Source organism: Gilliamella sp. wkB7, assembly GCF_001693435.1.
GTDB lineage: Bacteria > Pseudomonadota > Gammaproteobacteria > Enterobacterales > Orbaceae > Gilliamella > Gilliamella apicola_N.
In genome coordinates, this window is sequence record NZ_CM004509.1 from 85,821 (window position 1) to 101,251 (window position 15,431).

Genomic DNA, 15,431 nt, shown 5'->3' on the forward strand with positions numbered 1-15,431 from the left:
CTTATTTTAAATCAGATTTTACAAAACCGACTCCATCCATTTTACGGACTGAGTTAACGCATCATGCAAGCTTTTTTGTAATGGTGTTTTAGGTATGGTTACTAATTTACTTTGTTTAATTGAACGAATCAATTTTGCTTCATTTAAATTACTTAATACATCTTCTTCAAAAATAATATTCATGACTGGTACAGGGCAAGCATGAGTTAATAATCCTTGATTCTTAAGTGAAAAATAATTTAATTCTGCTGCTAATTGCAAATTAGATATAGAAGGTAATCCAAGGCGACTAGCCAACATGTCTTTATAGCTATTTGGTAGGTTTTTTTGCAAATCCTTATCTACAAATATTTGATGAACAAAGGGCGTAAAATTGAATAAACCTTTAATCTTATTAGGCATCAAATAAGCTAACCGTGTTGCAAGATGAGAGCCGAATCGAAATCCTGCTAAAATAACGCGACTATTATCAACCCATGGAATGGACGAAAGTTGTTCCAATATTGCTTGATGAATCTGGCTACTATTTTGAGTTAAAGCAAAATTACGGCTATATCCTACCGTTGGTAGATCAACCGTTAACATAGCGAATCCACGAGGAGCTAAATACTCTTTAAAATAACGATAATAATCAATTTGTAAATTGCCCAAAGCATTACATATTAATACAACAGGGCAAGTGCTGTCCGTTTTTGGTAAGTGCAAAAACGTTTTAACACTACGATTCTCGACTTTAAATTCCAGCTCTCTGACTGTAAAGAGGGAATAATTGAGTGCTTTCATATAAGCTTGATAAGCACAAGTTTGTGCATACATAGCTAGTTCATCATTTTTGAAATGTGGATAACTAGCAATGCTTGAATATTCACTCGCGATAAGAAAATAATTATGTAAATTAATTTTATCTTCTTCACTCGGGTTTTCTTGATCGATTGAATCAGCTTTAGATTGCCACAAAGCAGCTTGATTTAAAAATTCATAAACCCAATTACCTGATTGATAACCAATAACAGTATCTAACCATTTTTCATTGGTATGACGTTTTGTTGAAGCGGCAATTTTGGATAAAAGTTCTTCAACCTCTAATTTAGGTAATCCTCGCCAAATCCATAAAAAAGGGTTAATGATCCGATACCATCTTGAATCAATTTCACCATCCAAGGGACTTATGCTACTACCGTCGCTACTGTCTATACGATTAATAAGCGCTGATGTTTCAGGATAATCGTAATGTGGTTTAAATATCTGAGCAGATAAATTTTCGGTAGTAGTCATAATTGGTGTTTAATATCCTTATTGATTATCGCTAATAGGTTTAACAAACATTACCCCTGTATCCCAAGGTTGCTCAATCCAAGTATCTTGCGCAATGTCAACAATATAATCATCAACAAGCGGTTTACCTGCTGGTTTAGCAAAAATAGTAACAAATCGAGCTTTTGGATACATTTCACGAATAGTATGTGCGGTGTTGCCCGTGTCGACTAAATCATCAACAACAATAAAGCCTTCACCATCACCATTTGCTTGTTTTAAGATTAACTTTTCACGTTGATGATCATGATCATAACTTGAAATACAAACTGTATCTACGTAACGAATACTTAATTCACGAGCTAGGATAGCAGCAGGAACTAGACCTCCACGGCTAACAGCAATAATACCTTTCCATTGGTTTGCAGGTAACAAACGTTTGGATAGTTGGCGCCCGTAAGATTGTAACATTTCCCAAGTGACATTAAATTTTTCTTTTTCAGCGATAAGTTCTGCTTTATGCTGTTTTTGGGCTTTGATTTCTTCTTCTGTTAAAGTTTGTTCTATTGACATGAGTAACCTGCAATTTTAATCGAATATACGAATATAATAAATTAATATTAATGGACTAAAAATAGATGTAAAATTGCACCTTATTATAAAGCGATTACATGAAAAAAACTACTCATTAATTTATTACTGACACAATATTGAGGTTAAATTATGCTTTCTACTTTAAAGCCAAAATCTATTTGGCAGATTTTTAACGATATTTGTAAAATTCCACATCCATCTCATCATGAACAAATGATTACTAAATACATTGTCGATTTTGCAAATACCCATCACATTCATTGTGAACTTGATAAAGTTGGTAATATCTTATTAACCAAACCAGCCAGTAAAGGCATGGAGAATTGTCCATCTATTGCCCTACAAGCTCATATGGATATGGTGCCACAAAAAAATGAAGAAACCGTTCACGATTTTACTACTGATCCAATTCAACCTTATGTTGATGGTGAATGGGTAAAAGCTAAAGGTACAACTTTAGGTGCGGATAATGGTATAGGATTAGCTTCAGCATTAGCGGTTTTAATTGATCCCACCATTGAACATGGCCCTATTGAAGTTTTAGTTACTACGTCAGAAGAAACAGGTATGCATGGAGCCTTTGGTCTTCAACCTAATTGGTTAAAAAGTCATTATCTAATTAATACCGATTCAGAGGATGAAGGAGAAATATTTACAGGTTGTGCGGGTGGCGTTGATTTTACTTCCACTTTTGCAGTTGCATACGCAGTCATTCCAGAAAAGCATGATTGTTATATAAGTATTTCGCTTAAAGGCCTTAAAGGAGGACATTCTGGATGCGATATTCATTTAGGTCGTGGTAATGCAATTAAATTAATGGCCCGTTTTTTAGCTGAATATGCGCAAGATGTTTCGTTCAGATTAGCTGATATAAAAGGTGGTTCGTTGCGTAATGCCATCCCTAGAGAAGCTTTTGTTGAAATGACATTAAGTAAACAAGATTTACCTCAACTTGAATCTATTGTTAAGCAATATCAAACAATTTTAAATGATGAATTAGGGCATGTTGAACCTTCTATACAGATAAGTTTAGCTGAAGTAACTTCTGATGAAGTTAAACGTGTATTAACTATTGAACATCAAAATAAAATAATTAATTATTTGCATGCCGCACCTAATGGGGTTGTTCGTATGAGCGATCAGTTGCATGGTGTTGTCGAAACGTCACTTAACTTAGGTATTGTTAATATTGTAGAGAATCAATTAAATACTCATTATCTAATTCGTTCACAAGTTGATAGCGCAAAAGATGCAGTTGTTTCAACTCTGATATCGCTTAGTCAATTGACCAACGCCAATTACGAAATCAGTGGAGGATATTCAGGTTGGGAGCCAAATTTGAATTCAAGTCTTTTACAATTAGCTAAAGATAAATATTACGAAATATTCTCACAAAAAGCTAAGATTATGGTCATTCATGCAGGACTTGAATGTGGATTGTTTAAGCAAGCTTATCCAAATATGGATATGATATCAATCGGTCCAACAATTGTATCACCTCATTCTCCAGATGAAAGAGTGAATATTCAAAGTGTTATTCGATATTGGGAATTACTTATAGCGATATTAAAATCCGCGACTCAATTGAAATAAACTATTCATTTTATATGCCTGCTAATATTTAAGAGCAGGCATAGTTAACTTAGTTTCTTATTTTGATTTTTTGCTTTGTATTTGCATTAATATAAACAGCGCTTATTGAAAATAAATTCATAAAAAGTGAATAAAAATTCATTTTTCGCTTGTATTAACTTTATAAATAACCTACTATATATAACATTGTTGCACTTAAATAAATTAGGATAGACATGTTAAAGGCAATTATTATTGGAGCGAGTGGTTATGCAGGTGCAAAATTAGCTTATTATTTAAGTAAGCATCCACATATTGAATTAATCGCTTTAACGGTATCGGAAAACAGTCAAGACGGCGGTAAACTTATTTCTGATAATAATCTACATCCTCAATTAAAAGGAATAATTGACCTACCACTTATTGCCACATCTGATTATTCTTGTTATATCAATGATGTTGATATTGTCTTTTTAGCTACAGAGCATTCTGTTAGTCATGAAATTGCCCCTTATTTTTTAGAAAAAGGTTGCACTGTTTTTGATTTATCTGGTGCTTATCGTGTTAATTCTCCAGAGTTTTATACCGATTATTACGGTTTTACCCATCGACATCAAAAATGGCTAAATAAATCTGTTTATGGTTTAGCTGAATGGAATGATGAAAAGATAAAACAAGCTCAATTGATTGCTGTCCCCGGTTGTTACCCTACAGCTGCACAATTACCGCTTAAACCTATAATTGAAGAAAATTTATTAGATAATACTCAATGGCCAGTCATTAATGCAGTCAGTGGTGTAAGTGGTGCGGGTCGAAAATCAACGCATAATAATAGTTTTTGTGAGGTAAGTTTGCATGCATATGGGCTGTTTACTCATCGCCATCAACCCGAAATTGCAATACATTTAGGGCAGCAGGTTATCTTTACACCACATTTAGGTTGTTTTAAACAGGGTATTCATGCAACCATTACTTGTAGAGTTAAAGACGGGGTAACTTCTCAAGATATTCTCAATGCATTAAATAAATACTACAAAGATAAACCTTTAGTTCGAGTTTATGAAAAAGATTGGCCTGCTTTAAAAGCAGTAGTAGGCCTGCCTTATTGTGATATTGGTTTTGCCTTAAAAGATCGACATTTGATTCTGATTTCGGTTGAGGATAATTTATTAAAAGGTGCTGCCGCTCAGGCTGTGCAATGTATGAATATTCGTTTTGGTTATGAGCAAACCACTTCACTATTATAATAGACACATGATTTTTAATTACCATATTGAAGTCTAAATAAATCTGATTTTGGATAATAAACCAAAATTAAAACTACATAGGAAGCAGAAATGAAACCATTAATTATTAAACTTGGCGGTATATTACTTGATAATAAAGATGCTTTAAGTAATCTATTTGTTATTATTCAAGAATATAAAAAGAATTTCCGTCGACCATTAATTATTGTTCATGGAGGCGGTAGCGTTGTTGATTCATTAATGGATCGTTTATCCATGCCAGTTGTTCGTCGTAATGGTTTACGTGTTACACCAGCAGATCAGATTGATGTAATTGTTGGTAGTCTTGCTGGTAGTGCGAATACCCGATTATTGTCAGAAGCCAAAAAACTACAAATAGCAGTTGTTGGACTCTGTTTAGCTGATGGTAATAGTGTTGAAGTTAAACAAATTTCCGAAGACTTAGGTTATGTAGGTGAAGCTAGAGCCGGCGATCCCACTTTAATTAATTTATTGATAAATTCAGGATATTTGCCTATTGTCAGTTCAATTGGTATTACTGAAGATGGGCAAATGATGAATGTCAATGCGGATCATGCCGCAGTAGCTTTAGCCAAAACTTTAAATGCGGATTTGATTTTGCTTTCTGATGTGGTGGGCGTTCTTGATGAAAACAAACAGCTCATTCAATCTTTAACGCGAGCGCAAGCCGATCAGCTTATTGCAAATGGCGTAATTACCGATGGTATGATTGTCAAAGTTAATTCAGCTTTTGAAGCTGCAAAAGCATTAGGACGACCTATTGATATTGCAAGCTGGAAACAAGCGGATAAATTAATTGAATTATTTAATGGAAAATCAGATGTGACTGGCACAAGAATTATTGCTTAAATAAAATACAAACAGTATATTAGACTAGTTACCAATATTTAAAATATTGAAAACATATAAACATTAGCTCATTTACTTATCGTAAGTTAATTTATAAAGGGTATAGCATGAAAAAAAGTAAAATAAAAAAGGTTGTATTAGCTTATTCAGGTGGTTTGGATACATCAGCGATTATTCCTTGGTTAAAAGAGAATTATGGAGGATGTGAAGTTTATGCTTTTGTGGCTAATGTTGGTCAAGATCCGAAAGAATTAAAAGATGTCGAAAAAAAGGCTAAAGCATCGGGTGCGGTAGCTTGTAAGGTTGTCGATTTACGAGAAGAATTTGTAAAAGATTATGTTTATCCAGTATTAAAAACAGGTGCTTTATATGAAGGTACTTATTATTTAGGTACCTCAATGGCTCGACCAATTATTGCTAAAGCTCAAGTGGAATATGCTTTAGAAGTTGGAGCAGATACACTTTGTCATGGAGCAACAGGTAAGGGTAATGACCAAGTTCGTTTTGAAACAACCTATACGGCGCTTGCTCCTCAACTTAAAGTAATCGCTCCTTGGCGTGAATGGGATTTACGTTCGCGCGAGGCCCTAATTGATTATTTAAAAGTTCGTAAAATTCCTACCACAGCAACCGTTGAAAAAATTTACAGTCGTGATGAAAATGCATGGCATATTTCTACAGAAGGTGGTGTTCTTGAGAGCACTTGGAATCAATCTAATGCTGATTGCTGGGCTTGGACTGTCTCACCAGAAGATGCACCAAATAAACCAGAACTTGTCACAATTGGTATTGAAAAAGGTGAGGTTGTTTCAGTCAATGGAAAAAAATTATCTCCATATAATTGCGTGGCAACATTAAATAAAATTGGTGCAAAACATGGTGTAGGTCGTGTCGATATCATTGAAAATCGTTTAGTAGGTATCAAGTCTCGAGGTTGTTATGAAACTCCGGGTGGAACCATCATGATGACCGCTTTAAGAGGTTTAGAGCAATTAATTTTAGATCGTGACAGTTTCAAATGGCGTGAACAATTAGGTTTAGAAATGGCTTATGTTGTTTATGATGGTCGCTGGTTTGCTCCATATCGTCGTTCAATCCAAGCGGCTGCAGAAGTTCTAGCCGAAGATATGACGGGTGAAGTTGTGGTAAAACTCTATAAAGGCAGTGCAACTGCTGTACAAAAGAAATCACCAAATAGCTTATATAATGAAGAATTTGCTACATTTGGTGAAGATGAAGTTTATGATCATAGCCATGCCGGTGGATTTATTCGTCTATTCTCATTATCGTCACGCATTCGTGCTTTAAATGAAGAAAAGCAAAAACAACCAGCAAAAAAGGCTAAAAAAACTGTAACCAAAGCAGAAGATAAGGAAAAAGCGACAACTAAAGTCAAAACTAAATCAAAAGCGAAAAAGTAATTTCTGATTTGTAGTTAAATTAAATAAAGTAACCAATATATACAGGCAATGTCCTGTATATATTGCTTTTATGATTGATTAAATTTAGATTTATTATAAAAATATAACCAGTTAACAACGATAAATAAAAATCGTAGTACAAATAATTAAAGATAGTATTGAGGTAATTATGGCATTATGGGGTGGGCGTTTCAGCCAAGCAGCAGATCAACGATTTAAACAATTTAATGATTCATTGCGTTTTGATTATCGTCTTGCAGAGCAAGACATCATTGGATCAATTGCTTGGTCTAAAGCATTGGTTACTGTTAATGTCTTATCTTATGATGAACAGAAAAAATTAGAAAAAGCTTTAAATGAATTACTTAATTCGGTTCAACAAGACCCGCAGCAAATTTTACAAAGTGATGCGGAAGATATTCATAGTTGGGTGGAGCAAAAATTAATTGAAAAAATTGGTGATTTAGGTAAAAAGCTACATACAGGTCGAAGTCGAAATGATCAATCAACCACCGATCTTAAGTTATGGTGCAAGGTTGAAATATCACAATTAATTAATGCTATAAATCATCTACGCCAAGCATTAGTGACAACAGCAGAACTACATCAAAGTGTTGTCATGCCTGGTTATACTCATCTACAAAGAGCTCAGCCAATTACTTTTGCACACTGGTGCTTAGCCTATTTTGAAATGCTAACCCGAGATATTAGCCGATTACAAGATACATTAAAACGTTTAGATGTCAGCCCTTTAGGTTCTGGGGCATTAGCTGGTACTGCATATCCAATGGATCGCGATGAATTGGCTCACTGGCTCGGTTTTGCAAAAGCAACTAATAATAGTTTAGATTCCGTATCCGATCGTGATCATATTTTAGAATTACTTAACAATGCTTCCATTGGGATGGTTCATTTATCGCGTTTTGCTGAAGACCTTATTATTTTCAATAGTGGTGAAGCAAATTTTGTTGAATTATCCGATAGAGTAACTTCTGGTTCCTCACTTATGCCTCAAAAGAAAAATCCTGATGCATTAGAACTCATTCGCGGTAAAGTAGGGCGAGTGGCTGGAGCATTGGCTGGCGCTATGATGACACTTAAAGGCCTGCCTTTGGCTTACAATAAAGATCTTCAAGAAGATAAAGAACATTTATTTGATGCTATCGATACTTGGCAAGAATGTTTAGATATGTCAGCTTTAGTTTTAGAAGATATCAAAATCAATTATAAAAATTGCCAAGAAGCAGCAAAACAAGGTTACTCAAATGCAACTGAACTTGCTGATTATTTAGTCTCAAAAGGTATCCCTTTCCGAGAAGCTCATCATATTGTTGGTGAGGCTGTTGTTGGTGCAATCGCAAAACAAAAAGCATTAGAAGAACTTTCATTAGAAGAATTAAAGTTATTTAGCCCAGTTATAGATAAAGATGTTTACGAAGTACTATCGTTAGAATCTTGTTTAGCTAAACGTTCAGCTAAAGGTGGTGTATCGCCACTACAAGTTAAAATTGCTATTGAAAACGCTAAAAAGCAGTTATCCTAATCATCCGAATTATTTTTTTAATTATCTGATACCTTGCCGACAACCAGTCGGCATTTTTATGCAAATCTAGCGATTAAACAAATATTTTTACAAATAATATGATTGTATATCTTTTAAGAGAGTGTAAAAATAGAACTCTTTTTTAAATGGATTGAAGTGAACTGTAATGAGTAAAAGTTATAACTTTAGTGCTGGCCCAGCCAAATTACCTGTCGATGTATTAAAACAAGTACAAAATGAACTGTTAAATTGGCATAATACTGATGCTTCTGTTATGGAATTAAGCCATAGAGGCAAAGATTTTGATGCATGTGCTATTGAAGCAACAGACGATCTGCGTGAGATATTAAACGTACCGAAAAATTATAAAATTTTGTTTTGCCAAGGTGGTGCTCGAGCACAATTTGCCGCTGTACCATTAAATATTTTAGGTAATAAAACTACTGCTGATTATATAAATAGCGGATATTGGAGCCAATGTGCTGCTAAAGAAGCCAGCAAATATTGTCAAATAAAGGAACAAAATGTTGTTGTAAAAGAAAACGGTCTAACCTCGATTAAACCTATGTCTGAATGGAAATTAAGCGATGATTCGGCTTATGTACACTATTGTCCAAATGAAACTATTGACGGTATTGAAATTTTTGAAGAGCCTAGTTTTGGTGATAAAACAGTTGTAGCCGATTTTTCATCTTGTATATTATCGCAACCCATTGATGTAAGTAAATATGGCATAATCTATGCGGGTGCACAAAAAAATATTGGTCCATCAGGTATTACCATTGTTATTGTACGTGAGGATCTTATTGGTTATGCTCATAAAATCCTACCGTCGGTATTAGATTATAAAACTTTGCAAGATCATGATTCAATGTTTAACACCCCACCAACATTTGCTTGGTATATGTCTGGATTAGTCTTTAAATGGATTAAAAGTCTTGGTGGATTGAATGCAATGCAAAGGCGCAATCAAGCTAAAGCGCAATTACTTTATCAATTTATTGATCAATCTGATTTTTACCGCAATACTGTTGCTACAGCTAATAGATCGATAATGAATGTTACTTTCTTATCGCCAAATGAAGAACTCGATAAAAAATTTGTTAGCGAAGCAACTAAGGCAAACATCATTGGTATTAAAGGTCACCGAATTGCTGGTGGTATGCGAGCATCGATCTACAATGCAATGGATATTGAAGGAGTAAATTACTTAATTCATTTTATGAAGCAATTTGAAAAACAAAATGGTTAAACTAAGCTTAAATTTGAATTAAAAAAGGGAGAGAATAAGATCTCCCTTTTTATTAAATAATAATCTTATTTACAACTATAAACTTCACCGACCATGACTGCATCCGTTGGTGCAATATCAGAAATATATTGTTGTGAGGCATCTTGCGCATTGTAAATCATATTTCCACCCATCGCCGCGGCATTATTCCTAAGTTCCGATGCTGCATCACGAATAAGCTCACTGTGAGTTTTCAGACCTGAAAAGAAAGTACTACGACGTCCTTCTGCTTTACCTAAATATTGACAGTTAGCAGCAGGCTTAGTATCAATAAACTGAACTTGACTACCACCAGCCGTAGGTTGATAGTTAGAACCACTACAGGCATTTAAAAAAAATGCTGTTGAAATGGCTGTACTAATAAGTAATAATTTTTTTATAGACATAATATTCCCTCAACCAATAAAGCACGAAAATAAACCAAATTATTGTATCAGGATAATTAAACAAATAATATCAGATCTTATAACTGGACAAAATCCAATGAAATAAAGCTTAATAATTAAGCAAATCAACCTATTTTATCAATTTAACTATAGCAAATTCCATTTAACTCTATTATAATCGCAACCCTACTAAGTCAGTAGCACATCTAAATGGCCCCTTAGCTCAGTTGGTCAGAGCAGTCGACTCATAATCGATTGGTCACTGGTTCAAGTCCAGTAGGGGCCACCATCAAAAATATTTAATTTCAATAAGTTACTTCCTTTTATAATATTTAGTTAATAGTGTAATTTTTGGCTGTGGCGATAAAATGGCGGTTGATATTTTTCGAATTTAACCTTTTTATCTTGCAAAAAAGTAGAAAGTAGAAAGTAGAAAGTAGAAAGTAAGCTGTAGATAGTTGTACTAGAAATAGGGAACCAGATTGATTTATAATTCAACCTGGTAATGTTTTAGACTTTTTTGGCGTGCCGGCTGTATGGCGATATTGGTATGTTAACTTTTGGATCTGGTATTGCGCTGGGTACAATAGTTTCAGATATTGATTGCATTGTAGTGAAAGTATGTCCGCAAAATATATTGGAGCATTGGTAATACTGTTTGCGGGTTAAGTTACTAATTTCTTCACTCGATCTTATAAATGTTTTATTTCGGCAATGTGGACATTTCATGTGACAAACTCCTTTTTATTAAGCTTAGATTAATTTTACATTAATTTAAGATTAAGTCTAGTATTTTTCTATTTTACTTTTTATTTAATTTTGCATTGTCTTTTATTAAATGACCATAAAGTTTCGGTAAACTATAGCTTGATTAACTATCAACTTTAATGAGTTTTTTTGATTAAGTTGATGGCTCTTTGTAGTGAGCCATCATTTGCTGAGAATTGAAACTATTGATGAATTTTTGATAAAATTAATTAAATTTGTTTTTATGGTTTAATTGTCAATGTAACTTCAGTTGTAAAACCTGATGATCTATTTAATGAATGTGTACATTTTTTAATTGTCCAATCAGTAGAGTTTATTTCTTCTTTGAAACCTTCTACTCTAACTGGCATTTCGGTAAATAAATCTGGGCGACCTAAGGCAAGTTTAAGTGAAAAAGTTGCTATACCACGTTCAATTTTTTCCATTGTGGTTTTAGCTGCTTGTTCAGCACTTTCTTTAGTTGCATAAACATATCTTATTATTTTGATCTTATCTTCATTATTTTTATCGTCAGTTTCACTTTTAGATATGTTTGTTTCATTATTTGTTTCATTATTTGTTTCATTATTTGTTTCATTATTTGTTTCATTATTTATTTCATTATTTGTTTCATTATTTGTTTCATTATTTATTTCATTATTTATTTCATTATTTGTTTCATTATTTGTTTCATTATTTGTTTCATTATTTGTTTCATTATTTGTTTCATTATTTGTTTCATTATTTGTTTCATTATTTATTTCATTATTTGTTTCATTATTTATTTCATTATTTGTTTCATTAGTTATTTCATTAGTTGTTTTTTTTTTATATATAATTTCATGTTGCTCTGGTTCAGGTTTGTTAAAATCATACCAAAAGGCTTTTACGCCTGTATATTCACTATCATTATTTATGGTATAAGAATGTGAGTTTCCAGATTCTCTTTTGATAACTGCTGGTGGAATAGCCTTACCATTTACGGTAATCCCTTGTCCTTTCTTGAATACTAATAGCATACCATTTTTGATGCTCATGCCTCCTCCATACTCATCAATTATTCGAGTAAGAAAGGAGCTATCTGATTCTTTCGTTTGGTAAACGTTAAATATCTTTATAGAACCAATTTCTTCTGAGCAACGATATGGTAAAGTATTTGTTGAGGCAATAGTCGATACTAAAGTATTAATAGTAATATTGTCATACATTCGTTCATGAAGTTTATTTATAAATATTTCGGATAGATTGGCACTAGCTCCTCTAATAGTGATGATATCAGGTGCTCCAGAATGAGTAACTTGTGTGATGTTAAAAATATTTTTTATATTTGCTCCCAATATTACCTCTTGTTTATTATTAATAGTGGTATTTTGGTTGTCAGCTGACCAGCCAAGCGTAACTTCTAGTTTTGCCCCTCTCTGAGGTAACTTTATTTTTTGGTCAGAATCATCAATAACCAAATCAATTGTGTCTGCTTCAAATCCATTATTATCTTCAATCGTCATTGATATTAGGCGATTATCAAACTTTGGGGTGATATCTAGTTTTTTTTCATCATTTAATAACATAATTTTAAAGAAAGGACTAGCCATATTGCACCTATTTAATAATATCTATAATGTCTTTGATTGCACTTTCACTAAAAAAGTCAGGAATATCAACTTTAGTTAGTTTGATGGTGAAATCAATTTTTCGCGGAGTGCCATTACGATTTAGTTCGGTGTAAGTTTTATCAACATTATTTAGTACAAAAAAACCAAGTGGTACACCGTTGCCTTCAATGAGTGGCATTGGTACTGATAAATCCGCCATACGTTCCAAAAGGTCAATACTGACCCTACCATCAGTTATTTCACTGTATACTGTACCTGATAAAGTTATTGTTTCGTTATTAGGACCTGTAAATTGTAATGCTGAGCGTTGGTTGACTCTATTATTAGCTGCCCAGTTCCAACTTTTGTTTACTTTCATATTTTGAAAGGGTAATGTTTTTAAGCAAAAAACAAAAAAACCGTAGCACATCATCATTTTAGTAAATATCCCTTAAGCTGCTTCTAATTTGAAATAATTTCTGTTGTTCTCGACGATCAAGTTCTTGAGTGATAACTCTTGCTATTTCTTGTTCATTCATGCCAGGTGCTGCATTGATGGTAATGTAGTATTGTGATATTCCTTCTTGAATATTACTAATTCCCGAATTGTCAATAGGAGTTGTTCTATTATTCATAGTATTTAATGGCATGTATGGTGCATTTATTGTGACTTTGTCAGTAAATTTACTCATTGAATCTAGAACACCACCTTGCGTTCTATCAATCCATAGTTGATAGTCTTCAATAACATTAATACCGAATTTTTTAAAGACATTTGATGGTGAATTAACTACTAATTCTGATTTGAACCAACTGGATACATCATTACCAAACTTTAAAATATTATCTTTTAAGTCATTACATCGATTTTTCATACCATTTGTTAGCATATTAACAATATCACTCACAAAAATGGTAAATATGGACAATAACCCATTTTCGTCAGTAAGAAGTTCTTTTATTTTGCTTGATATTGCAGCTATTTTGTCAGGCAATGACTTAATAAGATCCCAGACATTACTCACCACTTCAACGATCGTTTTAAATAGTTTTATTAGTGCTAATAATTCACTAAACCAATTAATTACTCTACCAATTGCATCACTGGTAGTAGTAAATATTGGGTCTAAAAAAGAAAATGTATCTCTTAATGGTCGTATTTCATTGGTAAGTCTTTCACAAAAACCACTGAAAAAGGCACTGAATAGTTCGCAATTTTTTCTAATTACAAGAGTAGTAGTGGCGACAATCCCGATAGAATTGAGTAAATATGCTCGACTATCTGTTGTGATAACAGTTTCTAATCGATTTAATGTACTTATAAAGATTTTGGTAGGTATTTTCCCTAGTGCACTTAGTGCTGTACTTATAATGGATGTAATTGAGATTATTTCTATAAACGTAGCTGCAAAAGTAGGGTGGTTATTAATCAATTGCCGGGTACTTACTGTTAGATTTGTTAACAATGGCATTGCACTAACTATTAGTCCTTGTATGGAGCCACCGATTGAATTTGATATGTTCGTTAGTGAGGCCTTTAACAATTGGTATTGTGAAGCGAAGCTTTTACCTTTGATATCGGCTTTTAGTTGTAACGAACCATTTGCATTTGGACTTTTAATTATTGTTTGTTGTTGATTAAGTAAAGGCAAATTATTAGTAAGCTTGTTTACGTTTTGGGTTTGTTTGGTACCAAATAGGTCTCTATGAATTTGTGTTTGTTGTGTTGTATTTTGTTGTTTAATGGGTATTTGTATTTTTTGTATTATTCCAATGGTATCAAATTCAAGTGATTGTAAAGTTTTTTGGAAATGATTTGATTGAGTTTTTGTTGATAAACTTTTGTCAATAGCGTACGTATCAGCAATCACTCCATCTGTTTTTATATTTAAGTTTAAGAATGCTGAATTTAATGCCATAACTTTTTTAAAATTGAGTTTATCAGCAATATCAACCATGCTTTTTAATTTTCTAATGATGTTTGCAGCATTAGCATCGGTGTTGTCACTTAAATGGTTAATCGTGTCAGTTAAAATTTCAATATTTTCTATTGGAATTTTAAATGGGTTGGTAATTTCACTCAAATTCGTTGCTGATTTTTTGATTGGTAAACCAAATGTATTGGCCGATATTGTCGAGATTTTGGTGAAATTTAGCAGTTGTTTGTGTTGTTCACTTATTAGATCGCTTTGTTTGGTTATACCTAATTTGGCATTGTATTCTACTTGCTCAGCAATACCTAATGCTCCTTTGAGGGGCGATATTTGTTGGTTAAATGATTGAATTTTAAATTTAATATTGTCAAATGATTTAATTGGTTTTCCTTGTAGATCACGTAGACTTTTAACTTGTCTTGCTACCTTATTTATTGCAGGCTTAAATTTAATAGGGAAATAAAATGTTTTTTCTAATTTTTTTAATGTCGGTTTGACGACATTTACTTTAGTTTCTTTTATTTCTTTACTTTTCGAGATTCTTTTTTCTTCATTATCTGAAATTTTGTTAACGATGATAGAATTAGCCTGCTCATTAACTTTTTTTAAATCATTAAATTCAGAAGACTTTACATTAGACTGAGGCTTATTCGTATTATTAGCTCCAAATCTATTATTTTCTTGTTTTGATTTTTTCTTAGATTTTTTGGTCATAATTAATTAACTCTGTATTTCTGATTTTGATTAATGATGTTTATATTGAGCGCATTAATTAAATATGATTCTATTTTTAAAATTATATAAAAATCAATAATGTCAAATGGTGCCTTTTATTTTTTATAATTTATTTAGTGATTATTCTTGATAATTAGTACCATTTCTGACACGAGCATGCTCTCGCCATTCCATGAGTTCAGATAAGTTTAGTTCATCCATGGCAGACGGTTGCCAATGAAAGATTAACGCAATATCTGCCATTG

The 15,431-nt window shown here is 32.9% G+C and carries 13 protein-coding genes, 1 tRNA gene and 1 pseudogene; 7 read left to right on the forward strand and 8 right to left on the reverse strand.

Features of this window, described 5'->3' with window-relative positions; genetic code table 11:
- Window positions 1–18 precede the first annotated feature (18 nt).
- Window positions 19–1,275 carry an esterase FrsA gene (frsA, locus tag A9G17_RS00410; RefSeq protein ID WP_065736998.1) on the reverse strand — a complete coding sequence of 419 codons (1,257 nt, stop codon included), beginning with the start codon at window positions 1,273–1,275 and terminating at the stop codon, window positions 19–21.
- An 18-nt stretch (window positions 1,276–1,293) separates the two neighbouring features.
- A complete protein-coding gene (gpt, locus tag A9G17_RS00415; RefSeq protein WP_039127501.1) occupies window positions 1,294–1,725 on the reverse strand; it encodes a xanthine phosphoribosyltransferase in 432 nt (143 codons plus the stop codon).
- A 252-nt stretch (window positions 1,726–1,977) separates the two neighbouring features.
- Here gpt and A9G17_RS00420 point away from each other — a divergent pair, with 252 nt between their 5' ends.
- The 6 genes and pseudogenes from A9G17_RS00420 (at window position 1,978) to serC (ending at window position 9,753) form a co-directional block, all read left to right on the forward strand.
- Window positions 1,978–3,441, forward strand: a complete 1,464-nt coding sequence (locus A9G17_RS00420) for an aminoacyl-histidine dipeptidase (protein WP_065736999.1) — start codon at window positions 1,978–1,980, stop codon at window positions 3,439–3,441.
- Between the two features lie 215 nt (window positions 3,442–3,656).
- Complete coding sequence (argC, locus tag A9G17_RS00425) at window positions 3,657–4,667, forward strand: N-acetyl-gamma-glutamyl-phosphate reductase (RefSeq protein WP_065737000.1); 1,011 nt, start codon at window positions 3,657–3,659, stop codon at window positions 4,665–4,667.
- A 90-nt stretch (window positions 4,668–4,757) separates the two neighbouring features.
- Complete coding sequence (argB, locus tag A9G17_RS00430; protein ID WP_065737001.1) at window positions 4,758–5,537, forward strand: acetylglutamate kinase; 780 nt, start codon at window positions 4,758–4,760, stop codon at window positions 5,535–5,537.
- Window positions 5,538–5,644: 107 nt separating this feature from the next.
- Window positions 5,645–6,862, forward strand: a pseudogene (locus A9G17_RS00435) (argininosuccinate synthase); the annotation flags it as partial.
- A 265-nt stretch (window positions 6,863–7,127) separates the two neighbouring features.
- A complete protein-coding gene (gene argH, locus A9G17_RS00440; protein WP_065737002.1) occupies window positions 7,128–8,501 on the forward strand; it encodes an argininosuccinate lyase in 1,374 nt (457 codons plus the stop codon).
- Between the two features lie 166 nt (window positions 8,502–8,667).
- Entirely contained in the window at window positions 8,668–9,753 is a 1,086-nt protein-coding gene (gene serC / locus A9G17_RS00445; RefSeq protein WP_065737003.1) for a 3-phosphoserine/phosphohydroxythreonine transaminase, read from the forward strand.
- Window positions 9,754–9,818: 65 nt separating this feature from the next.
- On the opposite strand, the gene A9G17_RS00450 is transcribed toward serC, so the two are convergent.
- The gene (locus A9G17_RS00450) at window positions 9,819–10,178 is read right to left on the reverse strand and encodes a DUF4156 domain-containing protein (RefSeq protein ID WP_065737004.1); all 360 of its coding nucleotides are present in this window, start codon (window positions 10,176–10,178) and stop codon (window positions 9,819–9,821) included.
- A gap of 212 nt (window positions 10,179–10,390) precedes the next feature.
- Between A9G17_RS00450 and A9G17_RS00455 the strand changes: the two genes are divergently transcribed.
- Window positions 10,391–10,467 (forward strand) — tRNA-Ile (locus tag A9G17_RS00455).
- Window positions 10,468–10,688: 221 nt separating this feature from the next.
- Here A9G17_RS00455 and A9G17_RS12725 read toward each other — a convergent pair.
- The 5 genes from A9G17_RS12725 to A9G17_RS12730 all read right to left on the reverse strand — a co-directional run bounded on the left by A9G17_RS12725 (window position 10,689) and on the right by A9G17_RS12730 (window position 15,429).
- Window positions 10,689–10,907: an Ogr/Delta-like zinc finger protein gene (locus A9G17_RS12725; protein ID WP_081301608.1), complete on the reverse strand. Its 219-nt coding sequence runs from the start codon at window positions 10,905–10,907 to the stop codon at window positions 10,689–10,691.
- Between the two features lie 260 nt (window positions 10,908–11,167).
- Window positions 11,168–12,517 (reverse strand): contractile injection system protein, VgrG/Pvc8 family, encoded by a 1,350-nt coding sequence (locus tag A9G17_RS00460; RefSeq protein ID WP_065737005.1) that lies wholly within the window; start codon window positions 12,515–12,517, stop codon window positions 11,168–11,170.
- Between the two features lie 7 nt (window positions 12,518–12,524).
- Window positions 12,525–12,896, reverse strand: a complete 372-nt coding sequence (locus A9G17_RS00465) for a phage tail protein (RefSeq protein WP_442903422.1) — start codon at window positions 12,894–12,896, stop codon at window positions 12,525–12,527.
- A gap of 58 nt (window positions 12,897–12,954) precedes the next feature.
- Window positions 12,955–15,165 (reverse strand): phage tail tape measure protein, encoded by a 2,211-nt coding sequence (locus A9G17_RS00470; RefSeq protein WP_065737007.1) that lies wholly within the window; start codon window positions 15,163–15,165, stop codon window positions 12,955–12,957.
- Between the two features lie 141 nt (window positions 15,166–15,306).
- A complete protein-coding gene (locus tag A9G17_RS12730; RefSeq protein WP_081301609.1) occupies window positions 15,307–15,429 on the reverse strand; it encodes a GpE family phage tail protein in 123 nt (40 codons plus the stop codon).
- Between the last annotated feature and the right edge of the window lie 2 nt (window positions 15,430–15,431).